This window comes from Proteus sp. G4380, assembly GCF_963885725.1.
GTDB classification, from domain to species: Bacteria; Pseudomonadota; Gammaproteobacteria; order Enterobacterales; family Enterobacteriaceae; genus Proteus; species Proteus mirabilis.
Genome location: NZ_CAWPAV010000155.1, coordinates 18,961 through 38,778, shown reverse-complemented (window position 1 = coordinate 38,778; position 19,818 = coordinate 18,961). Strand labels below are relative to the sequence as shown.

Below are 19,818 nucleotides of genomic sequence, written 5' to 3'. Positions count from 1 at the left end.
AGTTTAATTTAGGATAAATAATGTATCTATCCGTTGAATAGAAATAACTCATACACTCTATAGCAATCATACCTTAAGCCATAAAAATAAATAATATTCCTTTGTAAAACAACAATATACAATCATTTTATTTTTAAATATGGGTAGCAAAATGGCATAACTGTATTGAAGAATGATTATTTGTAAGCTTTATCTCTAAAGTTTAGCTGATAGTTGATAGTTTAATGTTATTTTAGAAGGTCGTTTTTTTAGCATGGTTACTCTGCTACTCATTAAACTTCTCTTTCGAGCATTATTGTATCTATAATACATTTTTCACTATGAAACCTTCACCATACTGCAATAGGGCAAGATTGTGCCCTTCCAATAATACTAACAAATGATAATAATTGAGGGGGGGTATCTGCTAATAAGGTATCGTTAAACAATATAAATTAACTATAGTAAATCTTATACACATAGTATTAATGAATAAAAATTATACTAAAAGTATCCCTTTTTTTGCCTTCCCCTACTCTTCATATCAGTTAGGCTGAGTAAAACAAATTCCGCATTTTTTAGCAAACCAGGGCTCAGGTATTCTTGTTTAGCGCCATATTTTCGTTATTGCTGTGTTTAAACCACTATTTAACACACAAAAAATGAAATAAAAATATATTTAAAAACAATAAGATGAGATAAAATCGAACAAAAATACACGTGACTACTTGCTGACAGCACCTAAAGGCGCCATAAAATAGAACAATAAAAAATGCCAATCTCCAGTTTGATCAGAGATTGGCATGATATGTAGTTTTAACTAGAGGTAATTAACAAAAATGTTACTTATTTAATAGCGATTTAACAGCATCACCGATATCAGCTAAACTACGTACTGTTTTAACGCCAGCGGCTTCTAATGCGGCAAATTTCTCGTCAGCAGTACCTTTACCACCCGCAATAATGGCGCCAGCATGCCCCATACGCTTACCTTTAGGTGCTGTAACACCAGCAATATAGCCTACAACAGGTTTGGTAACGTGATCTTTGATATAAGCAGCTGCTTCTTCTTCTGCTGTACCACCAATTTCACCAATCATAACAATTGCTTCTGTTTGCGGATCTTCTTGGAATAGCTTCAGAATATCAATAAAGTTCGATCCCGGAATTGGGTCACCACCGATACCAACACAGGTTGATTGACCTAAACCAACGTCAGTAGTTTGTTTTACTGCTTCATAAGTTAAAGTACCTGAACGAGAGACAATACCTACTTTGCCAGGTAAGTGAATGTGACCAGGCATAATACCAATTTTGCACTCACCTGGAGTAATAACACCCGGACAGTTAGGGCCAATCATGCGAACACCAGCTTCATCTAATTTTACTTTTACAGTCAGCATATCCAGCGTAGGAATACCTTCTGTAATTGTAATAATTAGTTTAATACCTGCATCAATAGCTTCTAAAATAGAGTCTTTGCAAAATGGTGCTGGTACATAAATAACCGTCGCCGTCGCCCCCGTTGCTTCCACTGCTTCACGTACAGTATTAAATACTGGTAAGCCTAAATGTGTTGTACCACCTTTACCCGGTGTAACACCACCCACCATTTGAGTACCGTAAGCAATAGCTTGTTCGGAGTGGAAAGTTCCTTGGCTTCCAGTGAAACCTTGGCAAATAACTTTAGTGTTTTTATCGATTAAAATAGACATTATTTTGCCTCCGCTGCTGCAACAACTTGTTTAGCGGCATCCGTTAAGCTCTTAGCAGCAATAATATTTAAACCGCTATCTGCTAATTTTTTAGTGCCTAACTCTGCATTGTTTCCTTCAAGACGAACAACAACTGGTACGTTAACACCGACTTCTTCAACTGCACCAATAATACCGTCTGCAATAAGGTCACAACGTACAATGCCACCGAAAATGTTGACTAATACAGCACTGACATTTTCATCTGACAAAATAATCTTAAATGCTTCTGTAACACGCTCTTTGGTTGCCCCTCCCCCAACATCAAGGAAGTTAGCAGGTTCACCGCCATGCAGTTTAACGATATCCATGGTTCCCATAGCTAAACCAGCGCCATTAACCATACAACCGATATTGCCATCGAGTGCTACATAATTTAATTCCCATTGTGCCGCTTGCGCTTCACGTGGATCTTCTTGTGATGGATCATGCATTTCACGCATTTCCGGTTGACGGAATAACGCATTACTGTCCACACCTAATTTACCATCAAGACAAATCAAATCATCATCTTTGGTGATCACCAATGGGTTGATCTCAATAAGCGCTAAATCACGCTCTAAGAAGATCGTCGCTAATCCCATAAATATTTTAGCAAATTGACTAACTTGTTTGCCTTTTAAACCGAGTTTGAAGGCTAATTCTCGTCCCTGATAAGGCATAGGTCCTGTCAGCGGATCAATAATGGCACGATGAATAAGCTCTGGCGTTTCTTCCGCCACTTTTTCAATTTCAACGCCACCTTCAGTGGAAGCCATAAAGACAACACGACGGGTACCACGGTCAACAACAGCACCAAGATAAAGTTCTTTAGCAATATCTGTTGCCGCTTCAACCAAGATTTGTGTTACTGGTTGGCCATTAGCATCTGTTTGATAAGTTACTAAACGTTTGCCTAACCATTGTTCAGCAAATGCGCGGATCTCTTCTTTTGAGTTGACGACTTTTACGCCACCCGCTTTACCACGTCCACCCGCGTGAACTTGACATTTAACAACCCAAGGGCCTTGGCCAATTTTTGATGCAGCTTCTTCTGCCTCGCGCGGCGTGGAGCAGGCGAAACCAGCAGGTGCTGGTAATCCATACCGTGAGAAAAGCTGTTTTGCCTGATACTCGTGTAAATTCATGATGTTCTATCCATAATCTTGTTGAAAGTCGGACTTTCTTATTTTTTTGACTATAAGCCAGAAAAATCTGGCTTCACGAACACACTGTACTTCTTTGATGCTTGTGTATGTTGCTGTAGAGGCAGGAGGAGCATCTCCTGCCTAAAAGCGATATTTATTACCTACACATCCAGTAATAAACGGGCAGGATCTTCTAGCATTTCTTTAACGGTCACTAAGAAACCGACAGACTCACGGCCATCAATTAAACGATGGTCATAAGAAAGTGCTAGATACATCATAGGTAGAATAACAACCTGACCATCAACTGCCATTGGGCGATCTTTAATCGCATGCATACCCAAAATAGCACTTTGTGGTGGGTTGATAATCGGTGTTGACATTAATGAGCCAAAAACACCACCGTTAGTAATAGTAAAATTACCGCCCGTTAAATCTTCAACGGTTAATTTACCATCACGACCTTTCACTGCTAATGCTTTGATATTTTTCTCAATATCCGCCATGCTCATCGCATCTGCATCACGTAATACCGGTGTTACTAGACCACGAGGTGTTGATACGGCAATACTGATATCAAAATAGTTGTGGTAAACCACATCAGTACCATCAATAGACGCATTGACTTCTGGATAACGTTTTAACGCTTCAACTACCGCTTTAATGTAGAAAGACATAAAGCCTAAACGTACACCGTGGCGTTTTTCGAATGCTTCACCATATTGCGCACGTAAATTTTTAATAGGCTGCATGTTGATTTCGTTAAACGTTGTCAACATAGCGGTAGTATTTTTCGCTTCTAATAAACGCTCTGCAACACGTTTGCGTAAACGTGTCATTGGTACACGTTTCTCACTACGATGCGATAATGGAGCTTGAGAAACTTCAGCGGTGGCCGCTGTTGCTGATTTATTATTAGCAACATGGCTTTCAATATCTTGACGAGTTAAGCGTCCACCAACACCACTGCCTTTTACATCTGCTGGATTAATATCGTGTTCAGCGACTAAACGACGTGCTGTCGGGCTAAGAGCATCATTGCTTTCTTTCGCAACAATATCCGCACTTTGACGTTGCGCAGGCGTCGTATCTTGTGCAGGTTTCACATCCGCAGGAATACCAGTGCTATCACCAAGACGAATACGTCCTAATAATTGGCGTGAACCTACCGTAGCGCCTTCTTCTTCAAGAATGCTATCCAGCACCCCAGCTTCACTCGCCGGTACTTCTAACACAACTTTATCTGTTTCAATTTCAACCAGCACTTCATCGCGTTGAATGCTATCACCAGGTTTTTTATGCCAAGTTGCGACTGTCGCGTCAGCAACTGATTCAGGGAGATCCGGTACTAGAATATCTACACTACTCATTTTCTATCCTTATTTATTCAACTTTCAGTGCATCTTCAACCAGAGCTTTTTGTTGCTCCTGATGAACAGAGGTATAACCAACAGCTGGAGAAGCTGATGCAGGACGACCTGCATAACGTAATGTTGCGCCAGTAGGAATAGCATCACGGAAGTTATGCTGACTACAATACCAAGCGCCCTGATTTAGCGGTTCTTCTTGACACCAAATAAAATCTTTCACATGAGCATAAGGTGCCAAAATCTGTGCCATATCATCATGAGGGAATGGATATAGCTGTTCAATACGAATAATCGCAACATCTGTTTGCCTATTAGCACGACGTTGTTCTAATAAATCGTAGTAAACTTTCCCTGAACACATCACGACACGTTTCACATCCGCTGGATTTAATTCATCTAACTCACCAATTACAGGTAAGAATTTACCATCCGCTAATTCATCTAAGCTTGATACCGCTAATGGATGACGTAACAGTGATTTAGGTGACATAACGATTAATGGGCGACGCATACCACGTAACGCTTGGCGACGTAACATATGGTAAACCTGCGCCGGTGTGGAAGGCACACAAACTTGCATGTTTTGCTCTGCACATAATTGCAGATAGCGTTCCAAACGTGCAGATGAGTGCTCTGGACCTTGACCTTCATAACCATGAGGTAACAGCATGACTAAGCCACACATACGACCCCATTTTTGCTCACCAGAGCTAATAAATTGGTCGATAACCACTTGTGCTACGTTAGCAAAGTCACCAAATTGCGCTTCCCAAATAGTCAGCCCGCGAGGCTCAGTAGTAGCATAACCATATTCAAATGCTAATACCGCTTCTTCTGTTAAGACAGAATCCCAAACATTAAATTGACCTTGGGCGTTATGAATATTGGCTAATGGTACATAAACTGAACCATTGGTTTGATTGTGAATAACCGCGTGACGATGGAAGAATGTGCCACGGCCTGCATCTTCACCAGAGAGGCGAATAGTAATACCTTGATCCACTAAAGTGGCATACGCTAAGGTTTCAGCCGCCCCCCAATCGAGTAATTTTTCGCCTTCAGCCATAACAGCACGATCGGCATAAATTTTCTCGACGCGTGATTGCATTGCGATTTCAGAAGGTACTGTGCTGACACGACGCGCTAAATCTTGTAAGCGTGATTTTTCGACTTTATGCGGATACTCTTCATTCCATTCATGGTTTAAGTAAGGTTCCCATGTATAAGAATGTAGCCCCATAGGACGATACTCTTCAACGACACAATCACCACGATCGAGAGCATCACGATAGAGATTAACTAACTCAGTAACATCATTAGCTTCGATTAAACCTTGCTCTACTAACTTATCAGCATAGATCTTACGAGGTGTTGGATGTTTTTTGATTTTTTGATACATCAATGGCTGAGTTGCATTTGGCTCATCCGCCTCGTTATGTCCATGACGACGATAACAAACAAGGTCAATCATCACATCACGCTTAAAGGTATTACGGAAATCCAACGCTAAACGGGTGACGAAAGCTACCGCTTCAGGATCATCTGCATTTACGTGGAAAATAGGTGCTTGAACCATTTTCACAATATCAGTGCAGTATTCTGTTGAACGGGCATCTTTAGGATTTGATGTGGTAAAACCAACTTGGTTATTAATAACGATACGAACCGTACCACCAACTTCATAACCGCGAGCTTGTGACATGTTCAGTGTTTCTTGAACAACACCTTGCCCTGTCACTGCTGCGTCACCATGAATGGTGATCGGAAGAACCATATTACTGCGCGCTTCATCTAAGCGGTCACGACGAGCACGGACTGAACCGATAACAACCGGACTCACAATTTCTAAGTGAGATGGGTTAAAGGCTAAAGCAAGGTGAACTTGAGCACCTTCTGTTGCAAAATCAGATGAAAAGCCTTGGTGATATTTAACGTCACCAGTTCCCAAATGCTCTTTGTGTATACCCGCAAATTCATCAAATAAATCTGCCGGTTTTTTCCCTAAAATATTAACCAGAACGTTTAAACGTCCGCGGTGAGCCATGCCAAGTACCACTTCACGGGTATCTTGTTTCCCTGCATGACGAATTAAGTCTTTTAACATTGGGATCAGAGCATCCCCACCTTCTAAAGAGAAACGTTTTGCTCCTGGGAATTTAGCCCCTAAGTAACGTTCTAACCCTTCAGCTGCAGTCAGTTCTGCTAAAAAGCGAATTTTTTCTTCTTTAGTAAATTGGTCTGCAACATTGACAGATTCTAAACGTTGTTGGATCCAACGTTTTTCTTCTGTATTGGTAATATGCATATATTCAGCACCGATAGAACCGCAGTAAATACGTTTCAGTGCTTCATAGATATCACCGAGTTTCATGGTTTCTTTGCCGATAGCAAAAGAACCAACATTAAAGGTTTCTTCAAAATCTTCTTTGGTGAGATTATGGAAAGCAGGATCTAAATCTGGAACAGATTCTCTTTTCCATAAACCAAGCGGATCGAGATTAGCATTTTGGTGACCACGAAAACGAAACGCATTAATGAGCTGCAAAACTTTAACTTGTTTTGAGTCCATTGCAGGATCGCTTACCGAGGTATGATATCGAGTGGATTCTTTTGCGAGGCGTCTGAAGTAGTCGCGGGTTTGAGAATGCGACTGTTCTGCGCCTTGACTTACGGGTAGTTGTTGAAAGATTTCTCTCCAACTTTCGTCAACAGAGTTTGGGTCAGTTAGGTAATCTTCATAGATTTCTTCTATGTAAGACTGATTCTCTCCTGCTAGAAATGTGGAATCTAGCCAGTCCTTCATTGCGCCGTTCTGCATTATGATCCCTTAAGCTATACAGCTTTAGTTCGCCGTGGATAACTAGTACCGTTATTAAACGGTGTCGATTGCAAGGTTCTCTTATGACCCGCTATCTCGCAGGTTCTTAAAATATTGGAGTTTTTCACTCTCAAGGAACCTTTAAAAACTGTCTAACAGTGTTTAAAGGTGCCTCCAAAAACCGCTATCAAGACAAACTTATACAAATACACAGACTACTTATTGCAAACGTCTAACTTAATTTTTTCATTAACCGCCCTAACTATTTTAGGGCGGTTATTAATTTATGCACTATGTTTTAGCAACATTGATTTAATATGACCAATTGCTTTAGTCGGATTTAACCCTTTTGGACATACGCTGACACAGTTCATAATACCGTGACAACGGAATACACTAAACGCATCACTTAAATCATCAAGACGAGATTCTGTTTCAGTATCACGACTATCAATCAAGAAACGATACGCTGCTAACAGTCCAGCAGGTCCGATAAACTTATCTGGATTCCACCAGAATGACGGGCAAGATGTTGAACAACAAGCACAAAGAATACACTCATAAAGTCCGTCAAGTTTTTCACGTTGTTCTGGTGACTGTAGATTCTCACGAGCCGGAGGATTTTTGTCGTCGTTAATCACATATGGACGGATCTTCTCGTACTGCGTATAGAATTGAGTCATATCCACTATTAAATCACGAATAACCGGTAGACCTGGTAACGGTCTGATCACAATTTTCTTACTTCCTTTCTGTAAAGATGAAATAGGTGTGATACATGCCAAACCATTTTTACCATTCATGTTCACTCCATCGGAGCCACATACACCTTCACGGCAAGAACGACGGAATGATAATGTAGGATCTTTTTCCTTTAATTGAATTAATGCATCTAGCAACATCATGTCACGCCCTTCAGGTACTTCAAGCGTGTAATCTTGCATACGCGGCGCATTATCAACGTCGGGATTATAACGATAAATTGAAAATTCAAGTTTCATAATTCAGTCTCCGCAACTTCAATAACACCGCTAATTAATATGTACGCACTTTTGGAGGGAAAGCCTCACGCAGTTTCGGCTGCATATTGACTTTACGTCGTGTCATTGTTTCGGTTTGCGGTTGATATAATGTATGGCATAACCAGTTTTCATCATCACGATCAGGGAAATCGAAACGGCTATGTGCACCACGACTTTCCGTGCGGAAATTAGCAGATACCGCTGTGGCATAAGCTGTTTCCATCAAGTTATCTAACTCTAAGCACTCAATACGCTGTGTATTAAATTCACTTGAATTATCATCGAGTCGGGCATTTTGCAGGCGTTCACGGATCACTTTCAGCTCTTCTAAGCCCTTCGCCATTGCATCCCCTTCACGGAAGACCGAGAAGTTATGTTGCATACAAGATTGTAATGCTTTACGGATCTCAACCGGATCTTCGCCTGAACGATTATTTTCCCAACGATGTAAGCGTGTTAATGCAGCTTCAACATCAGAATCGCTGGCATCACGCATCGTGCCCTGCTCCATCAAAGACTCTTTTAAGTGAACACCCGCAGAACGACCAAATACCACAAGGTCAAGCAGTGAGTTACCACCTAATCGGTTAGCACCATGGACAGATACACAAGCAATTTCACCCACAGCAAATAATCCTGGGATCACTTCATCTTCGCCTTTCTCATTCATGCGAATAGCTTGTCCGGTAACTTTAGTTGGGATCCCCCCCATCATATAGTGACAAGTAGGAATAACCGGAATAGGTTCTTTAACTGGGTCAACATGAGCAAAGGTACGAGAGAGATCAAGGATACCCGGTAGACGAGATTCCAGAACTTCTTTACCTAAGTGGTCGAGTTTCAGTTTGGCATGAGGTCCCCATGGTCCATCGCAACCACGGCCTTCACGGATTTCAATCATAATAGAACGTGCAACTACGTCACGGCCTGCTAAGTCTTTAGCATTTGGTGCATAACGTTCCATAAAGCGTTCACCGTCTTTATTCAGTAGATAGCCACCTTCACCACGGCAACCTTCCGTCACTAACACCCCAGCCCCTGCGATACCTGTTGGGTGGAATTGCCACATTTCCATATCTTGTAAAGGCACACCCGCACGAACTGCCATACCAACACCATCACCCGTATTGATATGCGCATTAGTTGTTGATTGGTAAATACGCCCCGCACCACCTGTCGCTAAAATGGTGGCATTGGCTTTAAAATAAACAACTTCACCTGTTTCAATGCAAATAGCGGTACAACCAACAACATCACCGTCTTGGTTTTTAACTAAATCCAGCGAATACCATTCAGAAAAGATAGTGGTATGATTTTTTAAATTTTGTTGATACAAAGTATGTAATAGTGCATGGCCTGTACGGTCAGCAGCGGCAGCAGTACGGGCAGCTTGTTCACCACCAAAATTTTTCGACTGACCACCAAATGGGCGTTGGTATATCCGTCCATCATCAAGACGAGAGAAAGGAAGTCCCATATGTTCCAGCTCTAAAATAGCTTCTGGACCGGTTTTACACATATATTCGATAGCATCTTGGTCACCGATATAGTCGGAACCTTTAACAGTATCGTACATATGCCATTCCCAGTTATCCTCATGGGTATTGCCTAAAGCAACTGTAATACCACCTTGAGCGGAAACAGTATGAGAACGAGTAGGAAAAACTTTTGAGATTAGTGCACATGACAGACCCATTTGAGAAATCTGTAAAGCGGCGCGCATACCTGCACCACCAGCACCAATTACAACTGCGTCAAATTCTCTAACTGGCAGATTCATTACACACCCCACACCACAATTGTTCCATAAATAAGATAAACCAACAGCGCAACGACAATAATAAGTTGTAACGTCAAACGTAATGCTATTGGCTTAATATAGTCCGTTAACACTTGCCACATACCAATCCATGCATGAATTAGAATAGAAAGTAGCGTTAATAGGGTAAAAACTTTGGTTAGAGAGGAGCTAAAGAATCCACGCCAAACTTCATAGGTAATATCAGTTGTTGCAACAAAACCAACAAAATATAAAACATATAAGAAAATAATGATGGCAGTTGCACGTAGGAATAACCAATCCTGTATGCCTGTACGGCCTAAAGTAGAAGAATTACTTACCATACTAATACCCCCGCCAATATTGATAAAATAACGGTAATAATCATTGAAATTGCCGCAGAACGACGACCAACAACCAATGTTTCATCAATAAAGCCGAAGTCCATTAACATATGACGAATACCACCACAAATGTGGTATGCCAATGCTGTTAGGATGCCCCATAAAATAAACTTCGCGAAGAAGCCAGTCATGATATCAGCGGCTTGCTGAAAACCTTCGGGAGATGAGAGAGAGGTGCCAAGTAACCACAGTAAAATACCAACTGCGACTAACATGATAACCCCTGAGACACGATGCAAGATCGATGCGATAGCAGGGAGTGGAAACTGTATCGTCTGTAAATCCAGATTGACAGGTCTTTGTTTTTTCACAATTTATGCCCACACAGCTTTTATAATTTTTCCTTCCTCCGGACCTGGATGGAAATTAAGCAGCGAATGGGGTACAAAGGCACACTTTAAGTAAAATGTTAAATCCGTCTATTTTACAAAAATTGTGGATTCGTTACGCTGGTTCTCCATACAACAAAGGTTCCGGAGACCTGGGCGCAGTATAAGTGCTTCACAAACTTATTACAATTACCACACAACTTGTGTGCTAGACATTTGGTTCGAACAGTGAGAGGGATCACTTTTTCAAACATCCAATGTAATAATCGTTATCATTTTTGACACATGTACAACATTTTTCTTACATTTAGTGCATATTTTTAATGTTTATGTTTTTTTTGTGCGCAAACACGCTTCCAGAAATCGAAAACTTATGTAAAAGTGTAAGCAGAACACATTCTAAGTGCCTTGCATAAAAAAGCACCTAAAAAACATAACATCAAAAGCTCCTTAACAAAAGTGACACACTATAGACCTACGGTTTTACTCGTGTTAAGCCATAAAATAAAACTCGCTAGGTACTTTTTATCAACTATAGTTTCACTATCGAAGTGCATCTTTATGAAGATACCCTCGACTTTGTTAGGAGACATAATAAGCGCTAAGGAGATTATAAATGGCTGATAACAAAGCTAAGTTAACGATTGGTGAAACTTCTGTGGACTTGGACGTTCTCTCCCCTACACTCGGTTCCAAAGTCATTGATATTCGTACTCTCGGCTCCAAAGGTTATTACACCTATGATCCAGGCTTTACCTCAACGGCATCTTGTGAATCGAAAATTACCTATATCGACGGTAATAACGGGATTTTACTGCACCGCGGTTTCCCAATTGGGCAATTGGCTACTGAGTCAACCTACTTAGAAGTATGTTATATCCTGCTTTATGGCGAAGCACCGACCCAAGAGCAATACGATAAATTTAAAACAACCGTCACTCGCCATACCATGATCCATGAGCAAATCACCCGCCTGTTCCATGGTTTCCGTCGTGACTCACACCCGATGGCTGTACTTTGTGGTGTGACAGGAGCTTTAGCTGCCTTTTACCATGATGCGCTTGATGTCTCTAATCCAGTTCACCGTGATATCACAGCATATCGTTTACTGTCTAAGATGCCTACTGTAGCCGCAATGTGTTACAAGTACTCCATAGGACAACCTTTTGTTTATCCAAGAAACGATCTGTCTTATGCAGGTAACTTCCTACATATGATGTTTGCCACACCTTGTGAAGAGTACGTGGTTAACCCAGTTCTTGAACGTGCGATGGATAGGATCTTTATTCTTCATGCCGACCATGAACAAAATGCTTCAACATCTACTGTACGTACTGCAGGCTCTTCAGGTGCAAATCCATTTGCCTGTATTGCTGCGGGTATTGCTTCACTATGGGGACCTGCTCATGGTGGTGCTAACGAAGCTTGTTTACGTATGTTGGAAGAGATCAAAACCGTTGAACATATTCCTGAATTTATTAAACGCGCAAAAGACAAGAATGACTCTTTCCGTTTAATGGGCTTTGGTCACCGTGTATATAAAAACTACGATCCGCGTGCAACAGTCATGCGCGAAACTTGTCACGAAGTGTTAAAAGAACTGAATCTCAATGACAGTTTACTTGAAGTGGCAATGGAATTAGAACGCATCGCCTTAAATGACCCGTATTTTATTGAGAAAAAACTCTATCCTAACGTCGATTTCTATTCAGGTATTATTCTAAAAGCGCTAGGTATTCCATCAAATATGTTTACGGTCATTTTCGCTATTGCACGTACTATCGGTTGGATTGCTCACTGGAATGAAATGCATGAAGATGGACTGAAAATTGCACGTCCTCGTCAGTTATATACTGGTTATAACGAGCGTAAATTCCACAGTGAACTTAAAAATAAATAAATCGATTTAAACACGATTTATTGACTGGCTAAGCCCCGTTTTTGCGGGGCTTTATGCTATTAGTATGGATCAATTTCTTAAATACTCTTGTGGTGTTTGCCCGGTCATTTTTTTAAAAAAAGTGATAAAGGCACTATCGCTGGCAAACCCTAATAATTGACTAATTTCTAAATAACGATGATGTGTGGCTAATAACTCTATCGCTTTCATTAATCGCCATTGCTGACGCCATTGTTGATAGCTTAATCCTGTTTCTTTATAAAATAATCGAGTAATGGTTTTTTCACTAGCGCCAATATATTGCGCTAATTCTTGTAGTGGCGGAGGTAATTCATCGAAAGATAATTTTCTTAACCGTCTATCACTGGGCATTGATAAATGATTAGGTTGACGTTTAGCTTGCTGAATTTCATCTAAAAAAACAGCTAATAAATTTGCATACCGCCCTACTTCCCACTGGGTGTCAAAATCAGCAATAGCAATACGCTCTAATATCTCTCTAAGTAAAGGTGAAATAGTTAATATTTCGCTTTCAGTTGGGAAACGATGATGAAATTTATCGGCAATATAAACTGAACGATAACCTACAGCCGCATACATCTCGACTCGGTGTTCCAATTTTGGCGGGATCCAGGCAATTCTCATAGGTGGTAAAACAGATACACGAGAGGCTAAAGTAATTCTCATACAACCCGATTGAGTAAACAGTAACTGCCCCCTATCATGTGAGTGAAAACCTGAATCATGTTTTCCCATCTCTGCAGCAATACCCACAACTGATGCAAGGTGTTCTTCTGGCACAAAGTGGTCGTATTGATTAAGCCAAGCCATCACTTGTCCTATTTGGTAAATATTATGTCTTTATATATATAACAAGACAATTATTATCACTGTATTCTGTCATCAAAGTATCAAGCTTTAGGAAAACAAAGAATGAACAGAAAACTCTCTCTATGGTTAGCAATTGCGTTAATGATGTTTCCACAAATTGCAGAAACCATTTATAGCCCAGCACTTACTGATATTTCAAATGGTTTTAGAGTCAGTGCCAATGAAGCAGGGCAAACACTTTCGCTCTACTTTTTTGCTTTTGCACTCGGTGTCATTATATGGGGTCGTTTATGTGATGTCATTGGCCGGCGCCCAACAATGTTAGCAGGGTTATTTATTTATGCCATTGCTTGTATTGGTGTCTTTATGACCGATAATTTTTCTGTATTACTGATATTACGTATGCTTTCTGCTTTTGGTGCCGCAGTTGGCTCTGTAGGAACACAAACTATTATGCGTGATGTTTATAGTGGTGAAGAATTAGCCAAAGTATTTTCCGTTATGGGAGCGGCAATCGCATTAAGTCCGGCTATTGGTATGTTAAGTGGTTCTTTACTGGTGAGCTATGCAGGTTATCAAGGGGTATTTAGTGGCCTTGCTCTTCTCGCCGTCGTTTTATTGCTGTGGAGTACTATTGCATTACCAGAAAGTCGCCCTGCAACAATAAAAACCGCACCACTAGCGGAAACAGCGATAAAAATGCTGAAAGATAAGCAAATTGCCAAGACTATACTTTTAATTGCTTTTTTTAATATCAGTCTATTTGCTTATTACCAACTAGCACCTTTTATGTTTGATAATCAAGGTTATAGTGCAAGTACTTTTGGCTATAGTGGTATTGTATTAGCAATAGGTGTCGGTATTGGTTCTTACATTAATAAAGCATTATTAAGCCATCATTGGCAATGTGAGAAATTAGTATTACTTGCAAGTATTATTGCAGTAATTAGTGCTGTAAGTGTTTATTTATTGCGCAATCACATTAGTTTTATTATTCCAATGATGACAAGTGTCGTTGCCTATGGCATTGCTATTCCAAATATCTTAGCAACGGCTTTAGCGCAATATAAAGATCGCTTAGGCACAGCGGGTGCACTATTAGGTTTATTCTACTATTTACTTATTGGTGGTGGTTTAGCACTGGCTGGATGGGGACAAAGTTTAGCGATTACCTTGCTGATTTGTAGTATAGGTGCTTTGTTACTCTCTTTCTCTCGCCAAACAGCAAAATAATATATTTAAAAGAGCTTGTTATATTTATAAGAAGCTCTTTTTATTTTGTAACATTTCGAAAAAATCAAGAATAGAAAGATTAACTTGTCTACAGGACTAAGTGTTAATACTTAGCAAATTAAACAGACAATTCTTAATCTTTTTAAAATCCACAAAAAACGCCTTTATTATCACTTCTTAACTTTTAGTACTTTTTCCTGAGATTGCATTTTATATAATGATGAATTGAATATTAATAAAGTTAGATTGGCTTTTTCAGTGTTTATATCCATATATTTAACAAATGTTATACCTTGATTTTATTTTCATCAGTAATAATAAAATTGTTCGTTTTGCTGTTTCATGGTAAAAAAACTGTTTATCCATACATGGCTTAAGGAACTGGCGTGATAAAAAAAATATTAGATATTCTCCCTATTTTTGGGAAAAAAGACGTCGATATTACTGAACAATATCTTCAAGGCTCTCTTGTCCTACTGGCTATATTTGATGAAAGTTTACCTAAGCGTGCATTAGATTATGTACTTACAGGTACAAACCCTGAAATTCTATTTGAATTAAATAAACTAGATGCAGCGAAAGCCGCCGTTTATTTTCATCGTGCGGGAACATTAGAGTGGTGGTATGCCAGTAATGTTGATACAGGAAAGTACGGTAAGGTTATCACCCAAGGCCTTAATGCCCGCCATAAACTCTACTCAAAGGTTGGTGAAAGTTTTTCCTTAGAGCAAGTGGCCCGTTTTGCCAAAGTCATCGCTGCCGCATGTCAAGATATCAATATTAAAGTAACAACAACGCAAGTCCCCACTTGGGTTATCTACCTGTTAGTTGATGCGTTTTATACCACTTACGATAATGCACGTAACCTTAATTTAGAACATCGTAAACATTGGAGTATGGAGTTTATCGCCAATATGGTCGAAGCAGAGGCCAATATTGCCGGTGAAAATGCGTTATTTGCAATTTTTGATAGAAAAGATGTCTCTGAATATTATGCCGCTAATCTTAAGCGTATTTATGAACTGTGTGATTTAAAAGACTATCTACTTTCACATCAAGAATTTGTTAGAAAAGAATTAGTTGAAAAACTTTCAGCGAATGGCTTAGTCGAGCTAATAAATTATCTAAATAAAAATACGATATTACGCGATACTTTTGCAGATATTATTGTTTTACTTGCCACTAGCAGTTTAAGAACCGTCAAAAAAACGGCTGAACCTATTTTAAATACCTTACCTGCTGAAATCGTAAAAGAAAATTTAACCCATGTTTTAATGAATGGTACTCCCAAACAACGTACACAAGCCGCTGATTTATTCGCGCGCCAAGGTGAAAACCGTGATGTGCTGGCAGAAGCATTAAAACATGAAACCTCAAAAGCAGTTATCAAGAGCATTGAAAGTGCGCTACAACGTTTTTGTGTTGCTGATAATGCAAATACCGTTGAAGCCATTAAAGCGCCTGATTTTACTCCCTTAGAAGACACACCATTACCCGATAGTGCCCGCGATATTCTGGTCAATAACTTCAATGAAATGTTAGTAAAAGCAAAAGAAAATGCTGAACGTGAAATTGAAGAAAATAAAACGTCTAAACACTCTTATAATTGGGCACAACGCCATTATAAAGATCTCTCTAAAATTGATGAAAAACAGTGTCGCGCATTAGTGGATAAACTCAATAGCGGACAAGGCACTATTCAAGTCAATGAGATCCAAATAATTAAACACAAAAACCGTATTCCTAATTTACCTGAATACACCTTTTTCCATGCCGTGCGCGTGATCACCAATAACCGCCAACATGCGGATCACTTTTCCTCTCACTATTTTAATAGTGATATTCCTGAACGTTTATTGAGTGATATTGAATTACGACACGTTGAAAATGTATTAGAACGATGTCATTTCAAACGTGCAACGCGTATCACAGCGGCGCTGTGCTTAGAATCTTATCAAGATGGCTTACGTCGTTTCCGTAAACCAGAACAAGTTTGGCCTTTCTTCTCTCAACATACTGATTATATTGCAGAAGCGCTAAACTTAATGCCAAATCAAAGTGAACACCGCTATCGCCAATTTGAAACTTCACAAGGTATTGAAGTATTAAGCCGTTTTCCAACCATTCCTGCACAATTCGTTCCGCGTATCATGGAATTGGCTCTAGGTGAAAATAAAACACACCGAGTTTCAGCTCAGAAATTATTAGAAACCTTACCGAATATTCACTTAAGTGCACAAGAAGGCTTAACTTCAAGTAAACAAGAAATTCGAGTCACCGCGATTGAATGGTTAGCACGTTTAAATAACCCTGACTCATTACCTGCCCTTAATGCCTTACTGAAAAAAGAGAAACGCGAAGTAGTACGAGCCGCTCTGCTCACTGCGTTAGAACAATTAGGTGAGGATATTTCAAGCTATTTATCGCCAAAGACATTATTAGCAGAAGCTGAAAAAGGTCTCAAAGCCAAACCACCCGCAAGCCTTGCTTGGTTTAACTTCGAGGCGATCCCTGCATTAACATGGGAAAACAAAAAAGCGGTTGATCCCGCGATTATTCGTTGGTGGATTATTCTCGCCGTCAAATTAAAAATGCCAGGGGGTAATGCGTTATTACAACGTTATATCAGCCTACTTTGCGTTGATAGCCAACATAAACTTTCAAGCTTTATCCTGCACACTTTTGTCGCTCAAGATATTAAAGGACCAACACTTGAAGAAGCGATGGCTGAAGCGCAACAAAATGCCCCTTCTCGATTAACACAATACAAAGATTGGGCCAAACGTTATCCTGAATATTATGCTAAATATGAAACCTATACTTTAGAGCAAGTCGTCGAAGAAATTAAAAACGAGGTACTACGTCGTTATTTAGGTTCGGCAATCAGCGATAAAGGAATGCTCGCGCTTATTTGTGGAATTGAGGGGCATATTGCAGTATCAGTATTACGTAACTATATGCGTGATCACTATCAGCGTCGTGCGCAAATCGAAGCGATGATTGATGCGGTAGCTTCAAGTAATGATCCTATTATCATTCAACTTCTGCTTTCATTATCACGTCGTTATCGCACAGCATCTGTGCAGGAAAAAGCGCGTAATTTAGTTACGCAAATAGCTGAACGCAATGGTTGGAGTGCTGATGAATTAGCCGATAGAACCATTCCAACCGCCGGCTTTGATGATTCAGGAACATTAGTACTGGAATATGGTGAGCGTACTTTCACCGCCAAAATGGATGCAAAACAAAAAATTGTCCTGTTTAATCCTGAAGGTAAGGAAGTTAAGTCATTACCTGCAGCACGCAAAAATGACGATCCAGAGCTGATTAAAGAAGCGAAAAAACTTTTCACTTCAAGTAAAAAAGAACTTAAACAAGTTATTGAATTACAAAGTGTGCGTTTATATGAAGCGATGTGCGCGCAACGCCAATGGCTAAGCGCTGATTGGCAAGAGTATATTTTAGCTCACCCTATTATGCATAAATTGATTGAACAATTAGTTTGGCAAGAAGTAAAAGAGGGTGAAGTTATCAATACCTTCCGCCCTTCTGATGATGGTGCTTTACTTAACCTTGAAGATGACGAAGTCACCTTACAAAATGATTCTTTGATTCAATTAGCTCACGCCGCCCTAGTTAATGAAGATGAGCGTAAAGCATGGATTGCACACTTCAAAGATTACAAAGTGAAATTCTTATTTTCACAAATGGAACATAAGATCCCTGATTTAGATCTGACACAAACAGAAGTTGAAGACCGAAAAGGTTGGATCACAGACACCTTCACCTTACGGGGTATTTTAACCAAAATGGGCTATCAGCGAGGCCCTGCTGAAGATGGAGGCTCGTTCTCTCACTATTACAAATTCTTCTCTAGCTTAAACTACTACGTCAATATCGGTTTTAGTGGTAGCTATGTACCAGAAGAAAATATTCCAGCGGTTTTATTCGATTTAAGTTTTGAGAAGGATCAGCAAAATTACTGGGATCGCAATAATATTGAGTTAAAGCAAGTACCACCGATTTTATTAGCAGAAAGCTACGCGGATTATCTAAAAGTCGCTGAAGCTTGTGCAGGATTTGATCCTGAATGGGAAAAGAAAACACCTTGGTAAAATTTAGGGATAATTAGGAAAGAATATGGCTAAAAAAACACCCAAAGAACAACAAGCAATTAGGGAAAGTGCCGAGGTTCGATTTGCTGAAGAATTAGAACGCTTAACAAAAGCGGATGCTAATAATCCGAAGCCCCAAGGATGGCTTCGCTCTCCTCGGGCTGTGCGCCAATTTATTTTAGGTGATGATACTTTAGGTATCACACCTAAGTTTTTCGGTGATGATGCCTTAGTTGATCGTGCAATTGTTACATTATTAGGCAAACAGGGCTTAATGCTGGTTGGTGAGCCAGGTACAGCAAAATCAATGCTCTCAGAACTTTTTGCGGCTGCTATCAGTGGTGATTCAGGATTAACCATCCAAGGTACTGCAGGGACGACAGAAGATCATATCAAATACTCATGGAACTATGCGTTACTATTAGCAGAAGGCCCAACAGAACGAGCATTAGTCGGCTCACCGATTTATCAAGGCATGTTACAAGGTAAAATTGTTCGTTTTGAAGAGATAACTCGCTGTCCTCCTGAAATTCAAGATGTGCTGGTTTCTTTAATGTCCGAAAAACAGTTAATGATCCCTGAAATGGGCGACGGTGCGCGTATTAGTGCAAAACCCGGATTTAACTTGATTGGTACAGCAAACTTGCGTGACCGAGGTGTACATGAGATGTCTGCCGCATTAAAGCGACGTTTTAATTTTGAAACAGTAAAACCTATTCGTGATCCAGCTTTTGAAATCAGTTTGATCCAATCACAGCTTGAAAATGAGTTAGGTGCTTTAGCGACAGAAATCACCATCCCTATGGATGTGGTGGAATTACTGGTTACCACATTCCAAGAATTACGTTCAGGTAATACGCAAGATGGTGGCAATATCAAAACACCTGATGCGGTTATGTCAACAGCAGAAGCCGTAAATATCGCTTATGCTTGTGCGTTAGAAGCGCATTATTTAGGTGATGGCGTGATGAATGCCGGTGCGATTGCACGTCAATTAATCGGCGTTGTATTAAAAGATAATCCTGATGATATTAAGCGTATTCGTTATTACATGGACAACGTCGCCAGAGAAAGGGCCAGAAATAGTAAAGAGTGGAAAGCGTTCTTTGATGCATCAAAAGACTTTTGGCAATAAAACGTAAAGAGCCACAGCGAG

13 protein-coding genes are annotated in these 19,818 nt (G+C 40.0%); 4 read left to right on the top strand and 9 right to left on the bottom strand.

Annotation, left to right across the window (positions count from 1 at the left end):
- Positions 1-821: 821 nt before the first annotated feature.
- From sucD to sdhC, 8 genes are all read right to left on the bottom strand, one after another.
- Positions 822-1,694 (bottom strand): succinate--CoA ligase subunit alpha, encoded by an 873-nt coding sequence (gene sucD / locus AACU98_RS14030; RefSeq protein WP_004244421.1) that lies wholly within the window; start codon positions 1,692-1,694, stop codon positions 822-824.
- A complete protein-coding gene (sucC, locus tag AACU98_RS14025) occupies positions 1,694-2,860 on the bottom strand; it encodes an ADP-forming succinate--CoA ligase subunit beta (protein WP_004244420.1) in 1,167 nt (388 codons plus the stop codon). Before sucC ends, sucD begins: the two co-directional genes overlap by 1 nt.
- Before the next feature lie 161 nt (positions 2,861-3,021).
- A complete protein-coding gene (gene odhB / locus AACU98_RS14020; protein WP_004244419.1) occupies positions 3,022-4,230 on the bottom strand; it encodes a 2-oxoglutarate dehydrogenase complex dihydrolipoyllysine-residue succinyltransferase in 1,209 nt (402 codons plus the stop codon).
- Positions 4,231-4,243: 13 nt separating this feature from the next.
- Positions 4,244-7,048, bottom strand: coding sequence for a 2-oxoglutarate dehydrogenase E1 component (gene sucA, locus AACU98_RS14015; protein ID WP_161734934.1), 2,805 nt, complete (start codon positions 7,046-7,048; stop codon positions 4,244-4,246).
- Positions 7,049-7,332: 284 nt separating this feature from the next.
- Positions 7,333-8,049: a succinate dehydrogenase iron-sulfur subunit gene (locus AACU98_RS14010; RefSeq protein ID WP_004244417.1), complete on the bottom strand. Its 717-nt coding sequence runs from the start codon at positions 8,047-8,049 to the stop codon at positions 7,333-7,335.
- 34 nt (positions 8,050-8,083) lie between these two features.
- Positions 8,084-9,850, bottom strand: coding sequence for a succinate dehydrogenase flavoprotein subunit (gene sdhA / locus AACU98_RS14005; RefSeq protein WP_004244416.1), 1,767 nt, complete (start codon positions 9,848-9,850; stop codon positions 8,084-8,086).
- Positions 9,850-10,194: a succinate dehydrogenase membrane anchor subunit gene (gene sdhD / locus AACU98_RS14000; RefSeq protein ID WP_004244415.1), complete on the bottom strand. Its 345-nt coding sequence runs from the start codon at positions 10,192-10,194 to the stop codon at positions 9,850-9,852. Before sdhD ends, sdhA begins: the two co-directional genes overlap by 1 nt.
- Positions 10,188-10,568, bottom strand: coding sequence for a succinate dehydrogenase cytochrome b556 subunit (sdhC, locus tag AACU98_RS13995; protein ID WP_123059542.1), 381 nt, complete (start codon positions 10,566-10,568; stop codon positions 10,188-10,190). The genes sdhD and sdhC overlap by 7 nt, the downstream gene beginning before the upstream one ends.
- A 631-nt stretch (positions 10,569-11,199) precedes the next feature.
- Between sdhC and AACU98_RS13990 the strand changes: the two genes are divergently transcribed.
- A complete protein-coding gene (locus tag AACU98_RS13990; RefSeq protein ID WP_004244410.1) occupies positions 11,200-12,483 on the top strand; it encodes a citrate synthase in 1,284 nt (427 codons plus the stop codon).
- 69 nt (positions 12,484-12,552) lie between these two features.
- Here the strand turns inward: AACU98_RS13990 and AACU98_RS13985 are convergent, their stop codons facing one another.
- On the bottom strand, positions 12,553-13,314 hold the full coding sequence (locus AACU98_RS13985; RefSeq protein WP_004244408.1) for an AraC family transcriptional regulator: 762 nt from the start codon (positions 13,312-13,314) through the stop codon (positions 12,553-12,555).
- Between the two features lie 102 nt (positions 13,315-13,416).
- On the opposite strand from AACU98_RS13985, the gene AACU98_RS13980 reads away from it, so the two are divergent.
- The 3 genes from AACU98_RS13980 to AACU98_RS13970 all read left to right on the top strand — a co-directional run bounded on the left by AACU98_RS13980 (position 13,417) and on the right by AACU98_RS13970 (position 19,797).
- On the top strand, positions 13,417-14,547 hold the full coding sequence (locus AACU98_RS13980; RefSeq protein WP_004247545.1) for a multidrug effflux MFS transporter: 1,131 nt from the start codon (positions 13,417-13,419) through the stop codon (positions 14,545-14,547).
- 386 nt (positions 14,548-14,933) lie between these two features.
- Positions 14,934-18,662, top strand: coding sequence for a DUF4132 domain-containing protein (locus tag AACU98_RS13975; protein ID WP_004252199.1), 3,729 nt, complete (start codon positions 14,934-14,936; stop codon positions 18,660-18,662).
- Between the two features lie 25 nt (positions 18,663-18,687).
- Positions 18,688-19,797: an ATP-binding protein gene (locus tag AACU98_RS13970; protein ID WP_012367664.1), complete on the top strand. Its 1,110-nt coding sequence runs from the start codon at positions 18,688-18,690 to the stop codon at positions 19,795-19,797.
- Positions 19,798-19,818 lie beyond the last annotated feature (21 nt).

What these genes read in the sequence shown, in the direction of transcription:
- sucA (WP_161734934.1), bottom strand. Translation starts at nt 7,048, where the DNA reads ATGCAGAACGGCGCAATGAAGGACTGGCTAGATTCCACATTTCTAGCA.
- sucC (WP_004244420.1), bottom strand. Translation starts at nt 2,860, where the DNA reads ATGAATTTACACGAGTATCAGGCAAAACAGCTTTTCTCACGGTATGGA.
- AACU98_RS13985 (WP_004244408.1), bottom strand. Translation starts at nt 13,314, where the DNA reads ATGGCTTGGCTTAATCAATACGACCACTTTGTGCCAGAAGAACACCTT.
- AACU98_RS13990 (WP_004244410.1), top strand. Translation starts at nt 11,200, where the DNA reads ATGGCTGATAACAAAGCTAAGTTAACGATTGGTGAAACTTCTGTGGAC.
- AACU98_RS14010 (WP_004244417.1), bottom strand. Translation starts at nt 8,049, where the DNA reads ATGAAACTTGAATTTTCAATTTATCGTTATAATCCCGACGTTGATAAT.
- AACU98_RS13980 (WP_004247545.1), top strand. Translation starts at nt 13,417, where the DNA reads ATGAACAGAAAACTCTCTCTATGGTTAGCAATTGCGTTAATGATGTTT.
- AACU98_RS13970 (WP_012367664.1), top strand. Translation starts at nt 18,688, where the DNA reads ATGGCTAAAAAAACACCCAAAGAACAACAAGCAATTAGGGAAAGTGCC.
- sucD (WP_004244421.1), bottom strand. Translation starts at nt 1,694, where the DNA reads ATGTCTATTTTAATCGATAAAAACACTAAAGTTATTTGCCAAGGTTTC.
- sdhA (WP_004244416.1), bottom strand. Translation starts at nt 9,850, where the DNA reads ATGAATCTGCCAGTTAGAGAATTTGACGCAGTTGTAATTGGTGCTGGT.
- odhB (WP_004244419.1), bottom strand. Translation starts at nt 4,230, where the DNA reads ATGAGTAGTGTAGATATTCTAGTACCGGATCTCCCTGAATCAGTTGCT.
- sdhD (WP_004244415.1), bottom strand. Translation starts at nt 10,194, where the DNA reads ATGGTAAGTAATTCTTCTACTTTAGGCCGTACAGGCATACAGGATTGG.